Below are 15,691 nucleotides of genomic sequence, written 5' to 3' on the forward strand. Positions count from 1 at the left end.
GGGTAGTCTCACGATTTTCAAGAGGGATTATTTCATCTGCCATCTGCTTTAGCTGCTTGTCGCAAAAGTCGCCGTGCAGTGTCAGCATCGCGAGCGGCATCAATTTCCCGCATTACAGCGCCGACGTCAGCCTGCTTTTCGCTGCGTTTGAATTTGCCCGTCAGTTTGACTTCAGGATGTAGTTCACCGCTCTCATAGAGCGACCAGATTTCTTTGCCATAGTCTGTAGAACGTAGTTCGGGGGCGAATTGGCCGAAGTAGATTGCCAGATTATCGACGTCTCGCTCCAGCATTTTGCAGGCATTGTTGTTTGCGGCGGCATCGATTGCTTGCGGCAAGTCGATGATGACCGGTCCGTTGCTGTCAACGAGGACGTTGTACTCGGACAGGTCGCCGTGAACGATGCCAGCGCACAGCATGCGCACGACTTGTCTGATCAAAATCTGGTGATATTGTCGCGCGAGCTCAGCAGTAAGTACTAGATCATTGAGTCGCGGGGCGGGCTCGCCATTCGCGTCGGACACCAATTCCATCAGCAGTACGCCTTCGTAAAATCCATATGGATGCGGAACACGCACTCCTGCAGCGGCGAGTTTGTACAAAGCGTCCACCTCGGCATTTTGCCAGGCGGTTTCCCGCTCTTTACGCCCATAGCGGGTGCCTTTTTCCATGGCACGGGCCATACGGCTGTTTTTCACCTTGCGGCCTTCCGTGTAGTGAACGGCCTGATGGAAACTGCGCTTGTTAGCTTCCTTATAAACTTTCGCGCAGCGGATATTTTCTCCACAGATGACAATATAGACATTAGCTTCTTTGCCGCTCATGAGCTGACGGTCAACCTTGTCAACTATGCCATCCTGGATAAGCGGCTCAATTCTTTTTGGAGTTTTCATGTGATCAAGGCGTTACCAAAGAGCGAATTTTACAATAATCTAAATAGCGTTTTAAACAGGACGGATTTGCTGCCCTGATATTTAAAGGGATGATTGGTATTCAATAAATTCCAGCGCATTATCATCCGGGTCGCGGCAGAATAAGGCAGGGCGGCCGGACATACTTATCGTGTAGCTTATCGTGGCTGAATCCAATTTTTGCATCAACGTATTCAGATGGTTTACCGACAGGGCTATATGGCGGTCACGTCCTCCGTACGCTGGACGCTGCAGGTTCGCTTCTGGATTAGGAAGTTGCATGAGATGGATTTGCTGATGTATGCCAACGTTATACCACACGCCGGGAAAACTCATCTCTGGGCGCTTGCCGTCAGGTACCAGCCCCAGAACACTTTCGTAAAAAATACGCGCCCTATTCAGGTCTGCCACCAGAAAGGTAGCATGCAGCAGGTGAGTGATTTGCATAAGTCTAGTGGCGTCCTGCATTATGCATAATGTCAAAGACGGATACTGTCATTTGTATTCAGTATATTATGCGTGATAGTAATAAATTAAAATTTAAGAGGCGATCAGACACAATAAGATGTCGGTCAGAGGATGGAAATAAAATTGTGTCGGTACAAAATTTGATATGACAAGATGTTGTTGTTTTGACAATTGCGTTTCTGTACAAAAAGCATTATATAAAATATTGCGGTTACATTGTCTGTTTTATACACAGATCAAATTAATGGAATAAAATCTTGGCCTTCTATGCTGTTTTCTGGGCTGAATAAAAGTACAACGAGCTTAAGGGCGCCTCTAAAAATTCAAGTTTCTAAGCAAGACAAGGCGCGAGTAAATATTAGAGCGCGGCATATAGTTGATATGTAAGCGATAATTTTTTTCGAGTAATGCCGTATTGTGACGAAGCGGGGTAAGCAGGCAAGCCGCAAAGCGGCTGCTCGCAAAATTGGATTTTTAGAGGTGCCCTTAATATAATTAATCCTAAGGAGAGCATCATCATGAAAACCGGCACTCCCCAGCCCGTGGCAGATATACCCGCTGTGCCAGGCAACTCAGATGCACAAGTTCAGGCCAGATATGTCATTTCGGCGGATGGCGACGAAGTTGCTGACAGCAAAACCGGGCTAATCTGGCGACGTTGTCCAGAAGGTATGACGGCCAGCAGCAATGGCTGCAGCGGGGTTGCAGCCGCTTATACTTGGGAGCAGTCGCTGGCCTTGGCCAACGACGTAGCGTTGGCTAGTGGCAAGTCATGGCGGCTTCCCAATGTAAAAGAACTTTCGAGCATTGTAGATGCCAGCTTCGGAAATCCGGCGATTGATACGCACGCCTTTCCGGGGACGCCTGCAACACCTTTCTGGTCGGCTTCGCCCGTGGAGAACAATCCGTTAAAGGCTTGGTATGTCATGTTTTATGGTGGCTTCATGAATACTTACGTCTGTGGCGGCAAACTTCAGGTGCGCTTAGTGCGTTCCGGCCAGTGATGGGATGCGCAGCGCTGGGGAAGGTACGAAACGAAACTACACTGGAGTAGAATTCAACATTGACAAGATATTGTAATTATTTTACAAATACGCGTTCTCTACAGAACACAGTATGGTTAAATCGTTGCAGTAATTATTAATATTTTTTGCAAAAATGCAGGGAAATCCCTGTTAACTGATAATTAACTAATTAACTGATAGAAAGAAGATCAAATATGCAGAATGAAACTGATAACTCCCAGCCGCAGGCAGACAACCCAGACGAGCAACCGGCAGAACGATTTATCATTTCCGAGGATGGTACTGAAGTTACAGACAATAAAACTGGCCTGATCTGGCGACGTTGCGCTGAAGGTATGACAGCAAGTATCGATGGCTGCACTGGGATTCCTGGCGCTTATAATTTGGAGGATGCGTTGGCATTGGCTAAAAGCGAAGCGAAGGCCACGCGCAAAGCTTGGCGCTTGCCTAAAGTTGAAGAGCTGTCGAGCATCGTGGATATGAGCCGTAGAGATCCGTCGATCGACACAGCCGTCTTTCCAGGAACGCCAGGATCAGCTTTTTTTACAGCTTCGCCAGACGGCGCCTTATCCTGGTTTGTCAGTTTCTACGTTGGCAAGGTATATAGCGAATACAGCGCCATTCCTAGTCACGTAAGGTTAGTGCGTTCCAGTTAATTAAATTAAATTTAATCAACTAGTTATAAAAACGTTCAATGCCACGGTTTGTATCCAAAAGGTATAGGCCGTGGTTGTGATTAAGTAAGACAATTCGTTTTTCATGAATGCGGAAGAGGTACTTCAGCCGATTGATCTGTATTTATCCAACCTGCTCCTGCTTTCCCTTGGACTCTGTCTGTATCTCGCTGTAGTTTCTTTCGCTGTCGTGTGCATTCCAGACTACCTGAATTCAGGCGATGCCGATTTTATGCGCAGAGTGCGTCGAATTAGCTGGATCACCGCATCGCTGCCGCTTTTCTCGCTGTTCGCGTTCGCCGCAGGCACACTTTTCGACGTCTATACCTTTCTGTTTAAGCTAGGCGACTGGGTCTTGTTGAAATGAGACCAAGTTTTATTTTAGCTGCCACACGGTGGTTTATGACAATGTTTGGCGGCATTGTGTTAGCAATTAACTCCGGCTGCGCTGTCCTCGACAAGAGCACGCCTGCTTGGCGAGATTACCCGGCAACCTTGAAAGATGAGCCGCGCATTGATTTGCACATGGAAGTGTCAGGTTCGGGTAAACCCGTATTGCTAATTCACGGCTTCGGCAACAGCATCTATGTGTGGCGTCATTTGGCCCCTGCACTGGCTCAACAAAACCGGGTGATCGCAATTGACCTGAAGGGTTTTGGCGACTCCCCAAAGCCGGCCGACGAGCGTTATTCTGTCTACGAACAGGCACGGTTGATCCGCGATTACGTAGTGGATAACGACCTGAAAGATGTAACTATTGTGGGGCACTCCCTCGGCGGCGGTATTGCGCTGGTGGCCTCGCTCTACCTGCAACAGTCGGCTCCCGGTCGTCAGAGAGGCTTGGTGCTGATCGACGGTATCGCGTACCCGCAGCGGATGCCCATGTTCATTCGTTTGCTTGCAACCCCTGTACTTGGGCCGTTGGTCGTGAGAGTGGTGCCGCCTGAAATTCAAATTCGAGAGGTAATGAAACTGGTGTATGCAAAAGATTCGGCAGTGCCCGAGGATGCGGTTAAGGTTTACGCCAAGGCCTTGAAAACACCCGATGGGCGCTATGCCGCAGTAACCAGCGCGCGCCAGATCCAGCCGCCGGACCTGGAAGATTTGTCTCTACAGTACTCAAGCCTCCGGGTTCCGACTCTCATCGTTTGGGGTAAGCAGGACAGGATTGTCCCGGTCAGCGTCGGCGAGCGACTCCACCAGGCGATCCCCGGTTCACGGCTGTTTGTGATCGATGATAGCGGTCATTCTCCAGCGGAAGAGCGGCCGCAGGTGCTCCTGCCTTTAGTGGAGTCATTCCTGCGTAATCCTGAGACAACAAATTAATGGCCCTCTGTGTTAATCGCGCCGCATATCATTGAAAATGATCGGCCGGGAATTTGTTGCCCGTATCAAGAAAGTTCCTGCGCTGGTTACATTCCGAAGGTGATTATTTCAATCATGACAGACTACAGCATGAGTTTTTTCGCGGCGTATCAACAGAGCTGCAGAAACCGATTAACCGTGCAGAATTGCAAAACACGCTGGCTGATGACATATCTGTATACAAGATTTCGATATAACGGCAATTATTCATTTGCACAAATTGAAGTTGGTACTGGTAAAAACCTATAAAATGCGAATCCATCGGTAAATTTTTGTTGAGGTTGATCTATTATGCGTATCACCCAAAAAGGGCTAACTTTTGACGATGTCTTGCTAATTCCGGCACATTCCAATGTATTGCCGCGTGATGTCAGTTTGCGTACTCAGCTTACCCGCAACATCACCTTGAATATTCCTTTGTTATCCGCTGCCATGGATACCGTCACCGAGGCACGTCTGGCAATAGCCTTGGCGCAGGAAGGCGGCATCGGCATCGTTCACAAAAATATGACCGCCAAGATGCAGGCTGCTGAGGTATCCAAGGTTAAGCGTTTTGAAAGTGGCATGGTGAAGGATCCCATCACCGTCACACCCGGGATGACAGTGCGCGATGTGCTGAACCTTATTCGCCAGCACAATATTTCAGGATTGCCGGTGGTGCAGGGTAAACAGGTAGTCGGTATTGTGACTAACCGCGATTTGCGTTTCGAGAGCAACCTTGATCAACCCATCCAAAATATCATGACGCCGCGAGAACGGCTGATCACGGTCAAGGAAAACGCCACCCGTGAAGAGGCGCGCGGGTTGATGCATCAGCATCGTATTGAACGTGTGCTGGTAGTGAATGATGCGTTTGAGTTGTGTGGTCTATTTACCGTAAAGGATATTCTCAAGTCCAGCGAACATCCGCTGGCGTGTAAAGATGAACACGGGCGTTTGCGCGTTGGTGCCGCGATTGGCGTGGGCGAAGGCACGGACGAACGCGCTACCCTATTGGTAGAAGCCGGAGTGGATGTGCTCATAGTGGATACCGCGCACGGCCATGCGCAGGGCGTGCTGGACCGTGTAAAGTGGGTAAAGAAGAATTTTCCGAACGTGGATGTAATTGGCGGGAATATTGCTACTGCTGCCGCCGCCAAGGCCCTTATGGATCATGGCGCAGACGGCGTTAAAGTAGGTATTGGCCCCGGCTCGATTTGCACTACGCGCATGGTTGCAGGTATAGGCGTGCCACAAATATCGGCTATCCAGAATGTGGCGGAAGCATTGCAAGGTTCCGGTATAGCGCTCATTGCAGACGGTGGAGTACGCTATTCCGGCGACATCGCAAAGGCGATTGCGGCAGGTGCGCACGTAGTGATGTTGGGTGGTCTGTTTGCAGGTACAGAAGAAGCGCCCGGTGAGGTGGAGTTGTTCCAGGGCCGTTCTTACAAATCCTATCGCGGCATGGGCAGTATAGGCGCGATGCAGCAGGGTTCCAGTGATCGTTATTTTCAGGACAACGAAGCCAATCAAGACAAACTGGTTCCTGAAGGAGTGGAAGGACGCGTGCCTTACAAGGGAAGCGTGTTGGCGGTTATCCACCAACTAATGGGTGGTTTGCGTGCCAGCATGGGTTATCTGGGTTGTCCGGATGTCGCCACAATGCACACCAAGGCTGAGTTTGTGCAAATAACCGCTGCCGGAATTCGTGAATCGCATGTCCATGACGTGCAGATCACCAAGGAGGCACCGAATTACCATATTGATTAGTTGTTGTTAGCGATTAGTTATTAGCTGAGGTAAAGATGGCTGAATACCGTAAGCTGAAATTATGGTGAAGTCCAATCGTACTGTTCATAGGCCAGCAACAATCGCTGCACCAAACTATTAAATAATTACCTACATTTAATAAATTACATCTGATAACTTTATGTCCCACCAAAAAATTCTGATTCTCGACTTTGGTTCGCAATACACCCAACTTATAGCGCGCTGCGTGCGCGAATCTCATGTTTACTGCGAGCTGCATCCATTCGACGTAGGTGATGAATTCATTCGCGATTTCAAGCCGGCTGGCATCATTCTTTCGGGCGGCCCCAGTTCAGTGACTGAAGGTGATGCCCCGCGTGCGCCGCAAGTAGTATTTGAACTGGGCGTTCCGGTGCTGGGTATTTGCTACGGTATGCAAACCATGGCCGCGCAATTGGGTGGGGAAGTGGAAGTCGGCCTGGTGCGCGAATTTGGCTATGCGGAAATCCGTGCGCGCGGCCATTCAAAATTATTTCGCGACATTCAGGATCGTATCAACGAGGCAGGCCACGGCTTGCTAGATGTATGGATGAGCCACGGCGACAAGGTCACCCTGCTGCCGCCGGGCTTCACGGTGATTGCTTCCAATGCAATCACGCAGATTGCCGGTATGGCCGACGAGGCACGTCGTTTCTACTCGGTACAATTTCATCCGGAAGTGACCCACACTCCGCAAGGCAAGGCGATAATCAGCCGCTTTGTGCATGACATCTGCGGCTGCGGGCAGGACTGGAACATGCCCGATTACATCGGTGAGGCGGTAGAAAAAATCCGCGCCCAAGTCGGTCAGGAAGAAGTCATCCTCGGTCTCTCCGGCGGAGTGGATTCTTCCGTGGCCGCAGCATTGTTGCATCGTGCCATCGGTGCGCAACTCACCTGCGTATTTGTGGACAATGGCCTGTTGCGCTTGAATGAAGCCAAGCAGGTTATGGAAACTTTTGCTAAAAACCTGGGCGTGAAAGTTATCCATGTTGATGCTGGCGCAGAATTCATGAAACATTTGGCAGGCGTGTCTGATCCAGAGCAAAAACGCAAAATTATCGGGCGCGAATTTGTCGAAGTATTTCAGCGAGAAGCCGCCAAATTGCCACAGGCAAAATGGCTGGCGCAAGGCACCATTTATCCTGACGTGATCGAATCTGCTGGCGCCAAAACAAAAAAGGCACACGCCATCAAATCACACCACAATGTTGGCGGCTTGCCTGATACCTTGCATCTTAAGCTGCTGGAACCGTTGCGCGAACTGTTCAAGGACGAAGTGCGCGAACTCGGCGTGGCGCTCGGCTTGCCGCGCGACATGGTGTACCGCCACCCATTCCCGGGGCCGGGGCTGGGTGTGCGCATCCTCGGAGAAGTCAAGCGAGAGTACGCCGACTTGTTGCGCCGTGCTGATGCAATTTTCATCGAAGAGCTACATACGTCCGGCTGGTATGAGAAAACCGCACAGGCATTTGTTGTCTTCCTGCCAGTAAAGTCGGTGGGCGTGATGGGCGATGGCCGTACTTATGAGTGGGTGGTGGCGCTGCGTGCGGTGCAAACGCAGGACTTCATGACCGCGCATTGGGCAGAATTGCCGCATGCCTTGCTGGCCAAAATTTCTAACCGCATCATCAACGAAGTGCGAGGCATCAACCGCGTAGTTTATGATATTTCCGGAAAGCCGCCTGCTACTATTGAGTGGGAGTGAGTTGTCATAATTAATTGTTATTAAAGGATAAATTTTAGCTCATTGTTTTACCCTGGTTGGTTACCGTCGCAATCATCGATAGCTTGTGGCGCGTGCCGCCTACTGCGAACGTCACAGGTGTCTTGCCCACCGGCGCATAGCTCCTGCCTCTGACATCCGTGTTGACTAGCGCCGTCTCGTCGCCCCAGTGAATTTCCGCACCTTCGGTTTTTGCTCTGGCTTCAATGGCCGGATACTGTTCATCAAGCCAAGCCTGGACAGCTTCAGGGCGCTGCTCATATGCTTTTTTGATGGGTTTTTGTGGTGTAAACCCCAACGTGCCAAATAGTTGCCTACTGCCCGAATAGACAGCTTGATACCATGCGCCAGCTCAATGTGCTGGCGCACGGTGGGCCTGCTCCATAGCGCAAAATCCATCTTGAGTTGTTCCGGGCGTTTGTCGCAGATGGTTTGCTGAATCGTCAGCTCTTGGCTAACCATCAAGCGACGTCCACTGCCAGGTTTTTTGCCCCGAACGCAGGGCTTGAGTGCCCCCGAACCTTCAGCCTTATACAACCGCAGCGCCGTATTGACTGCCGTCCAGCTCAGTCCCGTTTGCGCCACGATCTCCATCACCGCCACGCCTTTGCGGTGCACACGAATGACTTGCTTGCATCGTTCATGAAGTACTTCTCGCGACTGCTTGCTGGCATCTTCTTTTTCCATACCACACAGTCATCGAAAACCAAGAAAAATTCATTAATAAATCATGCCGGGTCTATAAAGGCCTTCAAAAGTTTGGCGCATTGATCACGTAGTTGATAATTGCGTGCTGCGGCCTATCCGCGTGCTGCTGACCGATGGGCAGTTCGACATAATTTAGGGGAGGATTACGTCCTATAGTGCGATATCCACGTAGCCGATTAACTCCGCCGAATAGCTGCCTCACCATTTAAGGTCGGTTGGCATTCGACTCAGACAGTTGGCCTTCAATGTCCTATGAAAAGCGGAACCGAGACGTGTACAAGTACCATGAACCTCTTCTGCCCAGTGGATTACCCGCCAAGTGTCTGGTCCTGTTTTTTATACCAGGCAAGTGCGTACTCAAAATGCTGCGGATCAAAATCTGGCCAATATTCATCCCTGACATAGAAATCCGCATAAACCGATTGCACCGGGAGAAAACCGCTCAATCTGCGTCCCCCGCCCCAGCGTACGATCAAATCCAGACGTGAAACTTCATCGGAACGCAGGCCGCCGTTTTTAAGACCGGCGAGATCCCATTCCCAGCCATAGTTGACCAGAAGATTCACCTTCATTCCGACACCCTGGCGCTGCCGGAATTCTTTTAACACCTCGGGGAATTGTGTCGAGGTCTCATCGCCGACCACAAGCAAAGCCGCTCCACGACGTGCAATCTCAAAAGCGAATGCAACGCAGGCGTCGCTGAATGCCTGTTTCTGAATGGAAGACCGCTTGGTGTTGTCCTGGGTAAAGCAGTAGATGGAAACTTCCATGATCCCGGATTTTTTACATTTCTCGTACAGCAGCAACCCCGGGTCGATACCATGAGCATATCCGGCTTCTTTGGGCAGACCATGATCCATGGCCCAGCGGCGATTTCCATCGGGAATGAAACCGACATGATGCGGGATGTTGTTTTTCGTCATTGCAAACCTTATTCCAAATTGATGTGTGACTACACGATGCGAACGGTAATAAATTAACTTTCTCTGACATCTTGCATGTTATTTGATAAAACCGAATGCAAATCAGGCATTGCTCTGACTTGAACTCCCCGCTGTCTGAAATTTGCTCAATCCCTTTGGCAACGGAAAGGTAATATGTTCTTCTACGCCTTCCAGTGTTCGCACGCTTTTCGCGCCGCATTCCTTCAATCGATCAATCACCGACTGCACCAAAACTTCCGGCGCCGATGCGCCAGCGGTCACGCCGATGCGTATTTTTCCGACCAACCATGCCGGATCGATTTGCGTCGCGTTGTCTACCATGTATGCCTCAGTCCAATTTTTTTCTGCGACTTCACGCAGGCGGTTGGAGTTGGAACTATTTGGGCTGCCGACCACGATTACGATATCCACCTGCGGCGCCATGAATTTCACTGCTTCCTGCCGGTTCGTGGTCGCGTAGCATATATCGGCTTTTTTCGGCTCGGTAATGCTTGGATATTTGCGTTTCAGCGCCCGAATGACTTCAATGGTATCGTCTACAGATAAGGTGGTTTGTGAAACATAGCCCAGCATGTTCGGATTGGTCACTTGCAGTTTTTCCACATCATGCGCAGTCTCGACCAGATGCATCCCATGTTCCGACTGACCCATCGTGCCTTCCACTTCTGGATGGCCTTGGTGGCCGATCATGATGATTTCACGTCCTTCACGGCGCATTTTTGCCACTTCGATATGTACCTTGGTCACCAAAGGGCAGGTTGCATCAAATACTCTCAAGCCGCGTGCATCGGCCTCATCCTGTACGGCTTTGGAGACACCGTGCGCCGAAAAAACGACGGTATTGCCGCCCGGGACATCTTGCAATTCTTTGATGAAAATTGCGCCTTTGTTGCGCAGATCATTGACGACATAAGCATTGTGTACGATCTCGTGGCGCACATAGATCGGTGCGCCAAACTCCGTGAGCGCTCGCTCAACGATTTCGATCGCGCGATCTACTCCGGCACAAAAGCCACGCAGTTGGGCGAGTAGTATTTCCGTATTCATTTTCTATCCTTCGAATCGCGCCACACATGCCTTGCACAAAATTCGCAGCAGCTTTCTGTACCTGTCATAGTATGCCGATAATTTTCGCTTCGAATTTCAGCGGTTGGCTCTCCAGCGGATGATTGAAGTCGAACAAGGCATCGTCTTCGTTGATCTCGTGCAGGGCACCGGCAAAATATTCGCCGCCGGGCGCGCACTCGACTCTATATTCCGTCGTTTCGCCATCGAAGTGCTCGTTGTCGGCCTCCGCATCGGCGCGGGTATGGTGGACGACGCCGTCGCGATGGTTCGGCGGCGCATAGAGCGTATAGAGCTTCAGTGGGACGCTGCCGGTATTGATGATGTTGTGATTCGTTCCCGCCGGGACGACTACCGCAAAGCCGGCGGAAATCGCCGTACGAATGCCATCGAGAACTGCCTCACCGGATCCCTCCTCCACGCGGAAGAACTGGTCGAGTTTGTGGACTTCCGCCCCGATCTCTTCCTTGGGCTTTAACGCCATGACGACGAGCTGGCAGTTCCTGGCCGTGTAAAGCACTTGTCGAAAATCTTCATTCTTGACAGCGATGCTTTCAATGTCTTGCACATAACCTTTCATAGCAACTTCTCCTTGGTTCAAGGCAACATCAGGTTTTAAGGAATTCCAGCAGGTCAGCGTTGAGTTGGTCTTTGTGCGTGTCCGCAAGGCCGTGGAGTGCACCCGCGTAGATTTTCAGGGTCGCGTTCTTGACCAGCTTCGATGAGCGGAGGCCTGCGGCACCAATCGGCACGATCTGGTCGTCGTCGCCATGAATAATCAGCGTCGGCACGTCGAACTTCTTGAGGTCTTCGGTAAAATCCGTTTCGGAGAATGCCTTGATGCAGCAGAAGGTGTTCTTGTGACCCGCCCGCATCCCGTTCAACCAGAACGACTCGATCATGCCTTGAGAAACCTTGGCGCCGGCCTGTTGGCATCGAAGAATGGGCCGCTGGCGATATCCTTGCTGAACTGCGAGCTATCGCCGATGCAGCCGTTGCGGATCTGCGTGCCGTCTTTCGTCATAATCGTGCTCATTGTTTGTTTCCTTTTTATCGGTTACACCAACGTTCTAACGGACTTTTTCCGGTCCCACTGGCGCGTCTTTGCCGCAGCCAGATTGGTGTCGAAGAACAACTGCTTGCCGAGCCACTACTTGTCCGTGAAGCTTGCTGGTCGATCGAGTGCGGGCAGCGACTTGCTAGGGTCGCTCCCCGACCCGCCGCACGCCGATACGGCGACGAGAAATGGCACGCACAGCGCGATTGCAATCACGGGTAGCACGTTCTTTCGTAGCATCTGATCTGCCCTCTTCAGTTGGTATTTCCGGCAACCGCCTGCGACGGTCATGGATCAATGCCCCGGCTTAAGAATGACCTTGGTCCAGCCCTCCTTGCGCGCAACAAAGTTTTCGTAGCCTTCGGCCGCCCGGTCGAGTGGCAGTTCGTGCGAGATGATGAAGGACGGTTTCGCTTTCCCTTCTGCGATCAGCTTACACAACTTGCGGTTGTATGCTTTTACATTTGCTTGGCCAGTCCCGATGTGCTGGCCCTTGATCCAAAATTGGCCAAAGTCGAACGCAATCTGACCTTGCTTGGCCAATTTATCTTTGGCGTGAGGATCTTCCGGTACGAAAACCCCCACCACCCCGATACCGCCAGTCGGGCGCACCATTTTCACTAGATTGTTCATCGTCAGGTTCGGCACCTCATGCCCTTTGTGGTCGCAGCATTGATAGCCCACGCATTCGCACCCCCGATCCGCTCCTTGGCCGGCGGTCAGCGCCATGACCTGGTCCACGCCAGACCCATCCGAGTCATCGACCGCAATAGCACCGATTTTTTCTGCCAATGCCAGTCGGTCCTTGTGCATGTCCACGACCATGACCTTGCTGGCCCCTTTGATGATCGAAGAGTACGCTGCCATAAGACCGACCGGCCCAGCGCCGTAAATGACAACCGAATCGCCTGCTTGCACGCCTGCGAGCTCGGTGGCGTGATAACCGGTCGGAAAGATATCGGACAACATAACGTAATCATTTTCCTTTTCCTCCGCATCGGGCGGGAGCACCAGACAGTTGAAGTCGGCATAGGGCACACGTAATAGCTCTGCCTGTCCGCCACTGTATGGCCCCATGCCTGCGAAGCCATACGCTGCGCCCGCGTTGCCGGGGTTGGCAATGAGGCAGAATCCGGTGAGGCCACGCTCGCAATTTTCGCAAAAGCCGCAAGAAATATTGAATGGCATGCACACCCGATCTCCCAGTTTGACGCGGTCGACCGCGCTGCCGATCTCGATGACCGTTCCAAGATTCTCATGTCCGAAGATTCTGCCGGGCTCCATATTAGTCCGGCCTTCATACATATGCAGATCCGAGCCGCAGATGTTCGTGGTCGTGATTTTTACAAGCACATCGGTTGCTTTTTCAATCTTGGCATCCGGAACTGTTTTGACGACGACGTCGCGAGGACCTTTATAAACGACTGCTTTCATGAGGGCTCCTTAAATGTCAATTATTCCGCCGCACATTGAACACAGTAAGCGGAGAAAAAATATTCAGCTAACGGGTGAGTCACTTGATCGCGCCAACTTGCTCCCATACCAGGATCGAGGCGATCTCGCATCCATATCGGCCGGCGACAGAAATCTGCCTTGCCCTGCATGTATCGATACATGTTGCTAACATATACGTTTGCTGCGAAATACTCTGTGCGCTAGTCAACATAAGGGTTTTATCCAAATCCATCGACGTGACGAATGGGTTGGTAGGATATTTTGGGCGGAGGCGCCAAGACTGACCCGACCATCTCTTATGCCAATGTTCGAATGGACTTTTCCCGATCCCATTGGCGAGTCTTTGCCGCCGCAATAAATGCGTTCGTGTCATTGGTATCCACGACGCCCGCGTCTTGTCCGACATTTGCTATTTTTAAAAGTGCCTGACCGCCTTTGTCGACGGCGAGTGCCTTGAGATGACCGAAAGCATCTCGTACAAAATCGATCGCGGCGCTTTCTGTCGACAGCGCTTTCGCGCCTTTGTCGGAGAGGATGACGGCGACTGCGTCGAATAGCACAGAAGGCGTGCCAGCCAGCTGTCCATCAACCGCCAGCATCGAACCATCGGCAAGCTTCGTGCCCCCCACCTTGGGGGCAATAATCTTCACGTTAGCACCCGCATCCATTGCGGCTTTTTTAATGTTCTTGATGACCGCGCCATCTGAACCGTCCGCGATCAGGATACCAATCGTGCGCCCTATCAGAGTGTCTTTCATCTTGCCAATGATCTGCAATGCGGGTGAAGGCTCCATTTCCTGCACGGGTGCTGCGGCTTTCGGCGCATCGGGCATTTTGTCAAATGCAAGACCTGCGGCAACCCGTTTGGCGAGGTCGTTATCAATATGCAGCAGGTGACCGACCATCGCCTCACGCACGTGCACATGTTCGACCTTGGAGAGCTCAAACACTAATGCCGAGGCGATGTGCGCCTGCTCATATGTCGTTTGGCTGAGATAGAACTGTCGCGCCTGGCTGTAGTGGTCGGCGAAGCTCTCGGCACGGATGCGTATTTTCTCGCCAGTTTCAGCTACTACAGTGCTATGAAAGCCTTTGATCGGCATTTCTCGTGGTGAGTTTTCAGACAAGGAGTTGGGCTCATATGCAACGCGACCCACCGGTTGCGCCATTTGCATGTGCCCGTCACGTTGGTGGTTGGAAAAGGGGCATTTGGGCGCGTTGACCGGAATCTGATGAAAATTGGGCGAACCCAGGCGCGAAAGTTGCGTGTCGAGATAGGAGAATAAACGGCCTTGCAATAGTGGATCGTTCGAGAAATCGATCCCTGGCACGACATGAGAAGGGCAGTAAGCAACCTGTTCAGTTTCAGCGAAAAAATTGTTTGGCCAGCGATCCAGCACCATACGCCCGATCACTTTCAAGGGCACCAGTTCTTCGGGAATCAGCTTGGTCGCATCCAGATGGTCGAACGGGAATCTGTCCGCATCTTCCTGCGTGAAAAGTTGAACCGAAAATTCCCACTCGGGAAAATTGCCGGCTTTGATGGCCTCGAACATATCGCGACGATGAAAGTCTTGATCAGCGCCTGAAATCTTGACGGTTTCATCCCAAATGGTTGACTGCAAACCGAGCTTGGGACGCCAGTGGAATTTGACGAAGGTTGATTTGCCGGCGTCGTTAATCAGGCGGAAACTATGCACACCAAAGCCTTCAATCATGCGCAGCGAACGCGGTAGAGTGCGATCAGACATAATCCACATCACCATATGCATGGATTCAGGCGTGAGTGAAATAAAATCCCAGAACGTGTCATGCGCGCTTGACGATTGCGGGAAGCCACGGTCGGGTTCCATCTTTACCGCATGGACGAGGTCGGGGAATTTAATGGCATCCTGGATAAAGAAAACCGGGATGTTGTTGCCAACCAAATCCCAATTACCTTCCTTGGTATAAAACTTGACGGCAAACCCGCGTACGTCACGTGGGGTGTCGATCGAACCCGCTCCGCCTACGACGGTTGATATGCGAGTAAACACGGGCGTTTTTTCACCTACTTCGGTGAGAATTCTGGCGGTAGTGTATTGCTTTAATGAGGCGGTCAGCTCGAAGAATCCGTGCACGCCCGTTGCACGCGCGTGAACGATACGTTCTGGAATACGTTCGTGATCAAAATGAGTGATTTTTTCACGAAGGATAAAATCCTCCAGCAGAGTAGGACCGCGTAAATTGGCCCTGAGCGAGTTCTGATTATCGGAAAGTCCGACGCCTTGGTTCGTGGTAAGAGCGGGGTGCTCTCCACCCCCAATCTGGTGCAGCTCGCCGCCGGCACCCAGTTGTGAGTATCCGTTCGAATCTAAACCCAAATTCTCTTTGCCGCTACTAGAACTACTCGTCGTATTTTTCTTATCCAAATTAATCTCCTTAATGATTCAACCCAGCCTAACGCTAATGAGCGAATTTTAATTAAATGGGTTTTAATAACACTACATGAATTTGAGTAAGCTTCGTGCCAATTACGATATA

Annotated in this window: 16 protein-coding genes; 6 read left to right on the top strand and 10 right to left on the bottom strand. The window is 51.3% G+C overall.

Annotated elements, in window-relative coordinates; all coding sequences use genetic code 11:
• Positions 1-32: 32 nt before the first annotated feature.
• Complete coding sequence (locus tag MJ768_RS00925) at positions 33-893, bottom strand: PA4780 family RIO1-like protein kinase (RefSeq protein WP_239287394.1); 861 nt, start codon at positions 891-893, stop codon at positions 33-35.
• An 81-nt stretch (positions 894-974) separates the two neighbouring features.
• Positions 975-1,358 (bottom strand): VOC family protein, encoded by a 384-nt coding sequence (locus tag MJ768_RS00930; RefSeq protein WP_239287395.1) that lies wholly within the window; start codon positions 1,356-1,358, stop codon positions 975-977.
• A gap of 539 nt (positions 1,359-1,897) precedes the next feature.
• Between MJ768_RS00930 and MJ768_RS00935 the strand changes: the two genes are divergently transcribed.
• The 6 genes from MJ768_RS00935 (at position 1,898) to guaA (ending at position 7,921) form a co-directional block, all read left to right on the top strand.
• Entirely contained in the window at positions 1,898-2,383 is a 486-nt protein-coding gene (locus MJ768_RS00935) for an Lcl C-terminal domain-containing protein (protein ID WP_239287396.1), read from the top strand.
• 215 nt (positions 2,384-2,598) lie between these two features.
• Entirely contained in the window at positions 2,599-3,060 is a 462-nt protein-coding gene (locus tag MJ768_RS00940) for an Lcl C-terminal domain-containing protein (protein WP_239287397.1), read from the top strand.
• A gap of 103 nt (positions 3,061-3,163) precedes the next feature.
• Positions 3,164-3,445 carry a hypothetical protein gene (locus MJ768_RS00945; RefSeq protein WP_239287398.1) on the top strand — a complete coding sequence of 94 codons (282 nt, stop codon included), beginning with the start codon at positions 3,164-3,166 and terminating at the stop codon, positions 3,443-3,445.
• Between the two features lie 35 nt (positions 3,446-3,480).
• Positions 3,481-4,404, top strand: coding sequence for an alpha/beta fold hydrolase (locus MJ768_RS00950; RefSeq protein WP_239287399.1), 924 nt, complete (start codon positions 3,481-3,483; stop codon positions 4,402-4,404).
• A 330-nt stretch (positions 4,405-4,734) separates the two neighbouring features.
• Complete coding sequence (gene guaB, locus MJ768_RS00955) at positions 4,735-6,195, top strand: IMP dehydrogenase (RefSeq protein WP_239287400.1); 1,461 nt, start codon at positions 4,735-4,737, stop codon at positions 6,193-6,195.
• A gap of 160 nt (positions 6,196-6,355) precedes the next feature.
• A complete protein-coding gene (guaA, locus tag MJ768_RS00960) occupies positions 6,356-7,921 on the top strand; it encodes a glutamine-hydrolyzing GMP synthase (RefSeq protein ID WP_239287402.1) in 1,566 nt (521 codons plus the stop codon).
• A gap of 165 nt (positions 7,922-8,086) precedes the next feature.
• On the opposite strand, the gene MJ768_RS00965 is transcribed toward guaA, so the two are convergent.
• From MJ768_RS00965 to MJ768_RS01000, 8 genes are all read right to left on the bottom strand, one after another.
• The gene (locus tag MJ768_RS00965; RefSeq protein WP_445082953.1) at positions 8,087-8,626 is read right to left on the bottom strand and encodes a winged helix-turn-helix domain-containing protein; all 540 of its coding nucleotides are present in this window, start codon (positions 8,624-8,626) and stop codon (positions 8,087-8,089) included.
• Positions 8,627-8,955: 329 nt separating this feature from the next.
• A complete protein-coding gene (locus tag MJ768_RS00970) occupies positions 8,956-9,570 on the bottom strand; it encodes an undecaprenyl diphosphate synthase family protein (protein ID WP_239287404.1) in 615 nt (204 codons plus the stop codon).
• 102 nt (positions 9,571-9,672) lie between these two features.
• Entirely contained in the window at positions 9,673-10,638 is a 966-nt protein-coding gene (gene ispH / locus MJ768_RS00975; protein WP_239287406.1) for a 4-hydroxy-3-methylbut-2-enyl diphosphate reductase, read from the bottom strand.
• 64 nt (positions 10,639-10,702) lie between these two features.
• Positions 10,703-11,236 (bottom strand): cupin domain-containing protein, encoded by a 534-nt coding sequence (locus tag MJ768_RS00980; RefSeq protein ID WP_239287408.1) that lies wholly within the window; start codon positions 11,234-11,236, stop codon positions 10,703-10,705.
• Between the two features lie 28 nt (positions 11,237-11,264).
• Positions 11,265-11,558 carry an alpha/beta fold hydrolase gene (locus MJ768_RS00985; protein ID WP_239287410.1) on the bottom strand — a complete coding sequence of 98 codons (294 nt, stop codon included), beginning with the start codon at positions 11,556-11,558 and terminating at the stop codon, positions 11,265-11,267.
• On the bottom strand, positions 11,555-11,692 hold the full coding sequence (locus tag MJ768_RS00990) for a hypothetical protein (protein ID WP_239287412.1): 138 nt from the start codon (positions 11,690-11,692) through the stop codon (positions 11,555-11,557). The genes MJ768_RS00985 and MJ768_RS00990 overlap by 4 nt, the downstream gene beginning before the upstream one ends.
• Positions 11,693-12,007: 315 nt before the next feature.
• Complete coding sequence (locus MJ768_RS00995) at positions 12,008-13,147, bottom strand: glutathione-independent formaldehyde dehydrogenase (RefSeq protein WP_239287414.1); 1,140 nt, start codon at positions 13,145-13,147, stop codon at positions 12,008-12,010.
• Between the two features lie 317 nt (positions 13,148-13,464).
• The gene (locus MJ768_RS01000; RefSeq protein WP_305855903.1) at positions 13,465-15,579 is read right to left on the bottom strand and encodes a catalase; all 2,115 of its coding nucleotides are present in this window, start codon (positions 15,577-15,579) and stop codon (positions 13,465-13,467) included.
• Positions 15,580-15,691 lie beyond the last annotated feature (112 nt).

The organism is Candidatus Nitrotoga sp. 1052 (genome assembly GCF_927312905.1).
GTDB lineage: Bacteria > Pseudomonadota > Gammaproteobacteria > Burkholderiales > Gallionellaceae > Nitrotoga.

Excerpts from the sequence above, each read along its gene's own strand:
- MJ768_RS00925 (WP_239287394.1), bottom strand. The coding sequence starts at position 893 with ATGAAAACTCCAAAAAGAATTGAGCCGCTTATCCAGGATGGCATAGTT.
- MJ768_RS00930 (WP_239287395.1), bottom strand. The coding sequence starts at position 1,358 with ATGCAAATCACTCACCTGCTGCATGCTACCTTTCTGGTGGCAGACCTG.
- MJ768_RS00935 (WP_239287396.1), top strand. The coding sequence starts at position 1,898 with ATGAAAACCGGCACTCCCCAGCCCGTGGCAGATATACCCGCTGTGCCA.
- MJ768_RS00940 (WP_239287397.1), top strand. The coding sequence starts at position 2,599 with ATGCAGAATGAAACTGATAACTCCCAGCCGCAGGCAGACAACCCAGAC.
- MJ768_RS00945 (WP_239287398.1), top strand. The coding sequence starts at position 3,164 with ATGAATGCGGAAGAGGTACTTCAGCCGATTGATCTGTATTTATCCAAC.
- MJ768_RS00950 (WP_239287399.1), top strand. The coding sequence starts at position 3,481 with ATGACAATGTTTGGCGGCATTGTGTTAGCAATTAACTCCGGCTGCGCT.
- guaB (WP_239287400.1), top strand. The coding sequence starts at position 4,735 with ATGCGTATCACCCAAAAAGGGCTAACTTTTGACGATGTCTTGCTAATT.
- guaA (WP_239287402.1), top strand. The coding sequence starts at position 6,356 with ATGTCCCACCAAAAAATTCTGATTCTCGACTTTGGTTCGCAATACACC.
- MJ768_RS00965 (WP_445082953.1), bottom strand. The coding sequence starts at position 8,626 with ATGGAAAAAGAAGATGCCAGCAAGCAGTCGCGAGAAGTACTTCATGAA.
- MJ768_RS00970 (WP_239287404.1), bottom strand. The coding sequence starts at position 9,570 with ATGACGAAAAACAACATCCCGCATCATGTCGGTTTCATTCCCGATGGA.
- ispH (WP_239287406.1), bottom strand. The coding sequence starts at position 10,638 with ATGAATACGGAAATACTACTCGCCCAACTGCGTGGCTTTTGTGCCGGA.
- MJ768_RS00980 (WP_239287408.1), bottom strand. The coding sequence starts at position 11,236 with ATGAAAGGTTATGTGCAAGACATTGAAAGCATCGCTGTCAAGAATGAA.
- MJ768_RS00985 (WP_239287410.1), bottom strand. The coding sequence starts at position 11,558 with ATGATCGAGTCGTTCTGGTTGAACGGGATGCGGGCGGGTCACAAGAAC.
- MJ768_RS00990 (WP_239287412.1), bottom strand. The coding sequence starts at position 11,692 with ATGAGCACGATTATGACGAAAGACGGCACGCAGATCCGCAACGGCTGC.
- MJ768_RS00995 (WP_239287414.1), bottom strand. The coding sequence starts at position 13,147 with ATGAAAGCAGTCGTTTATAAAGGTCCTCGCGACGTCGTCGTCAAAACA.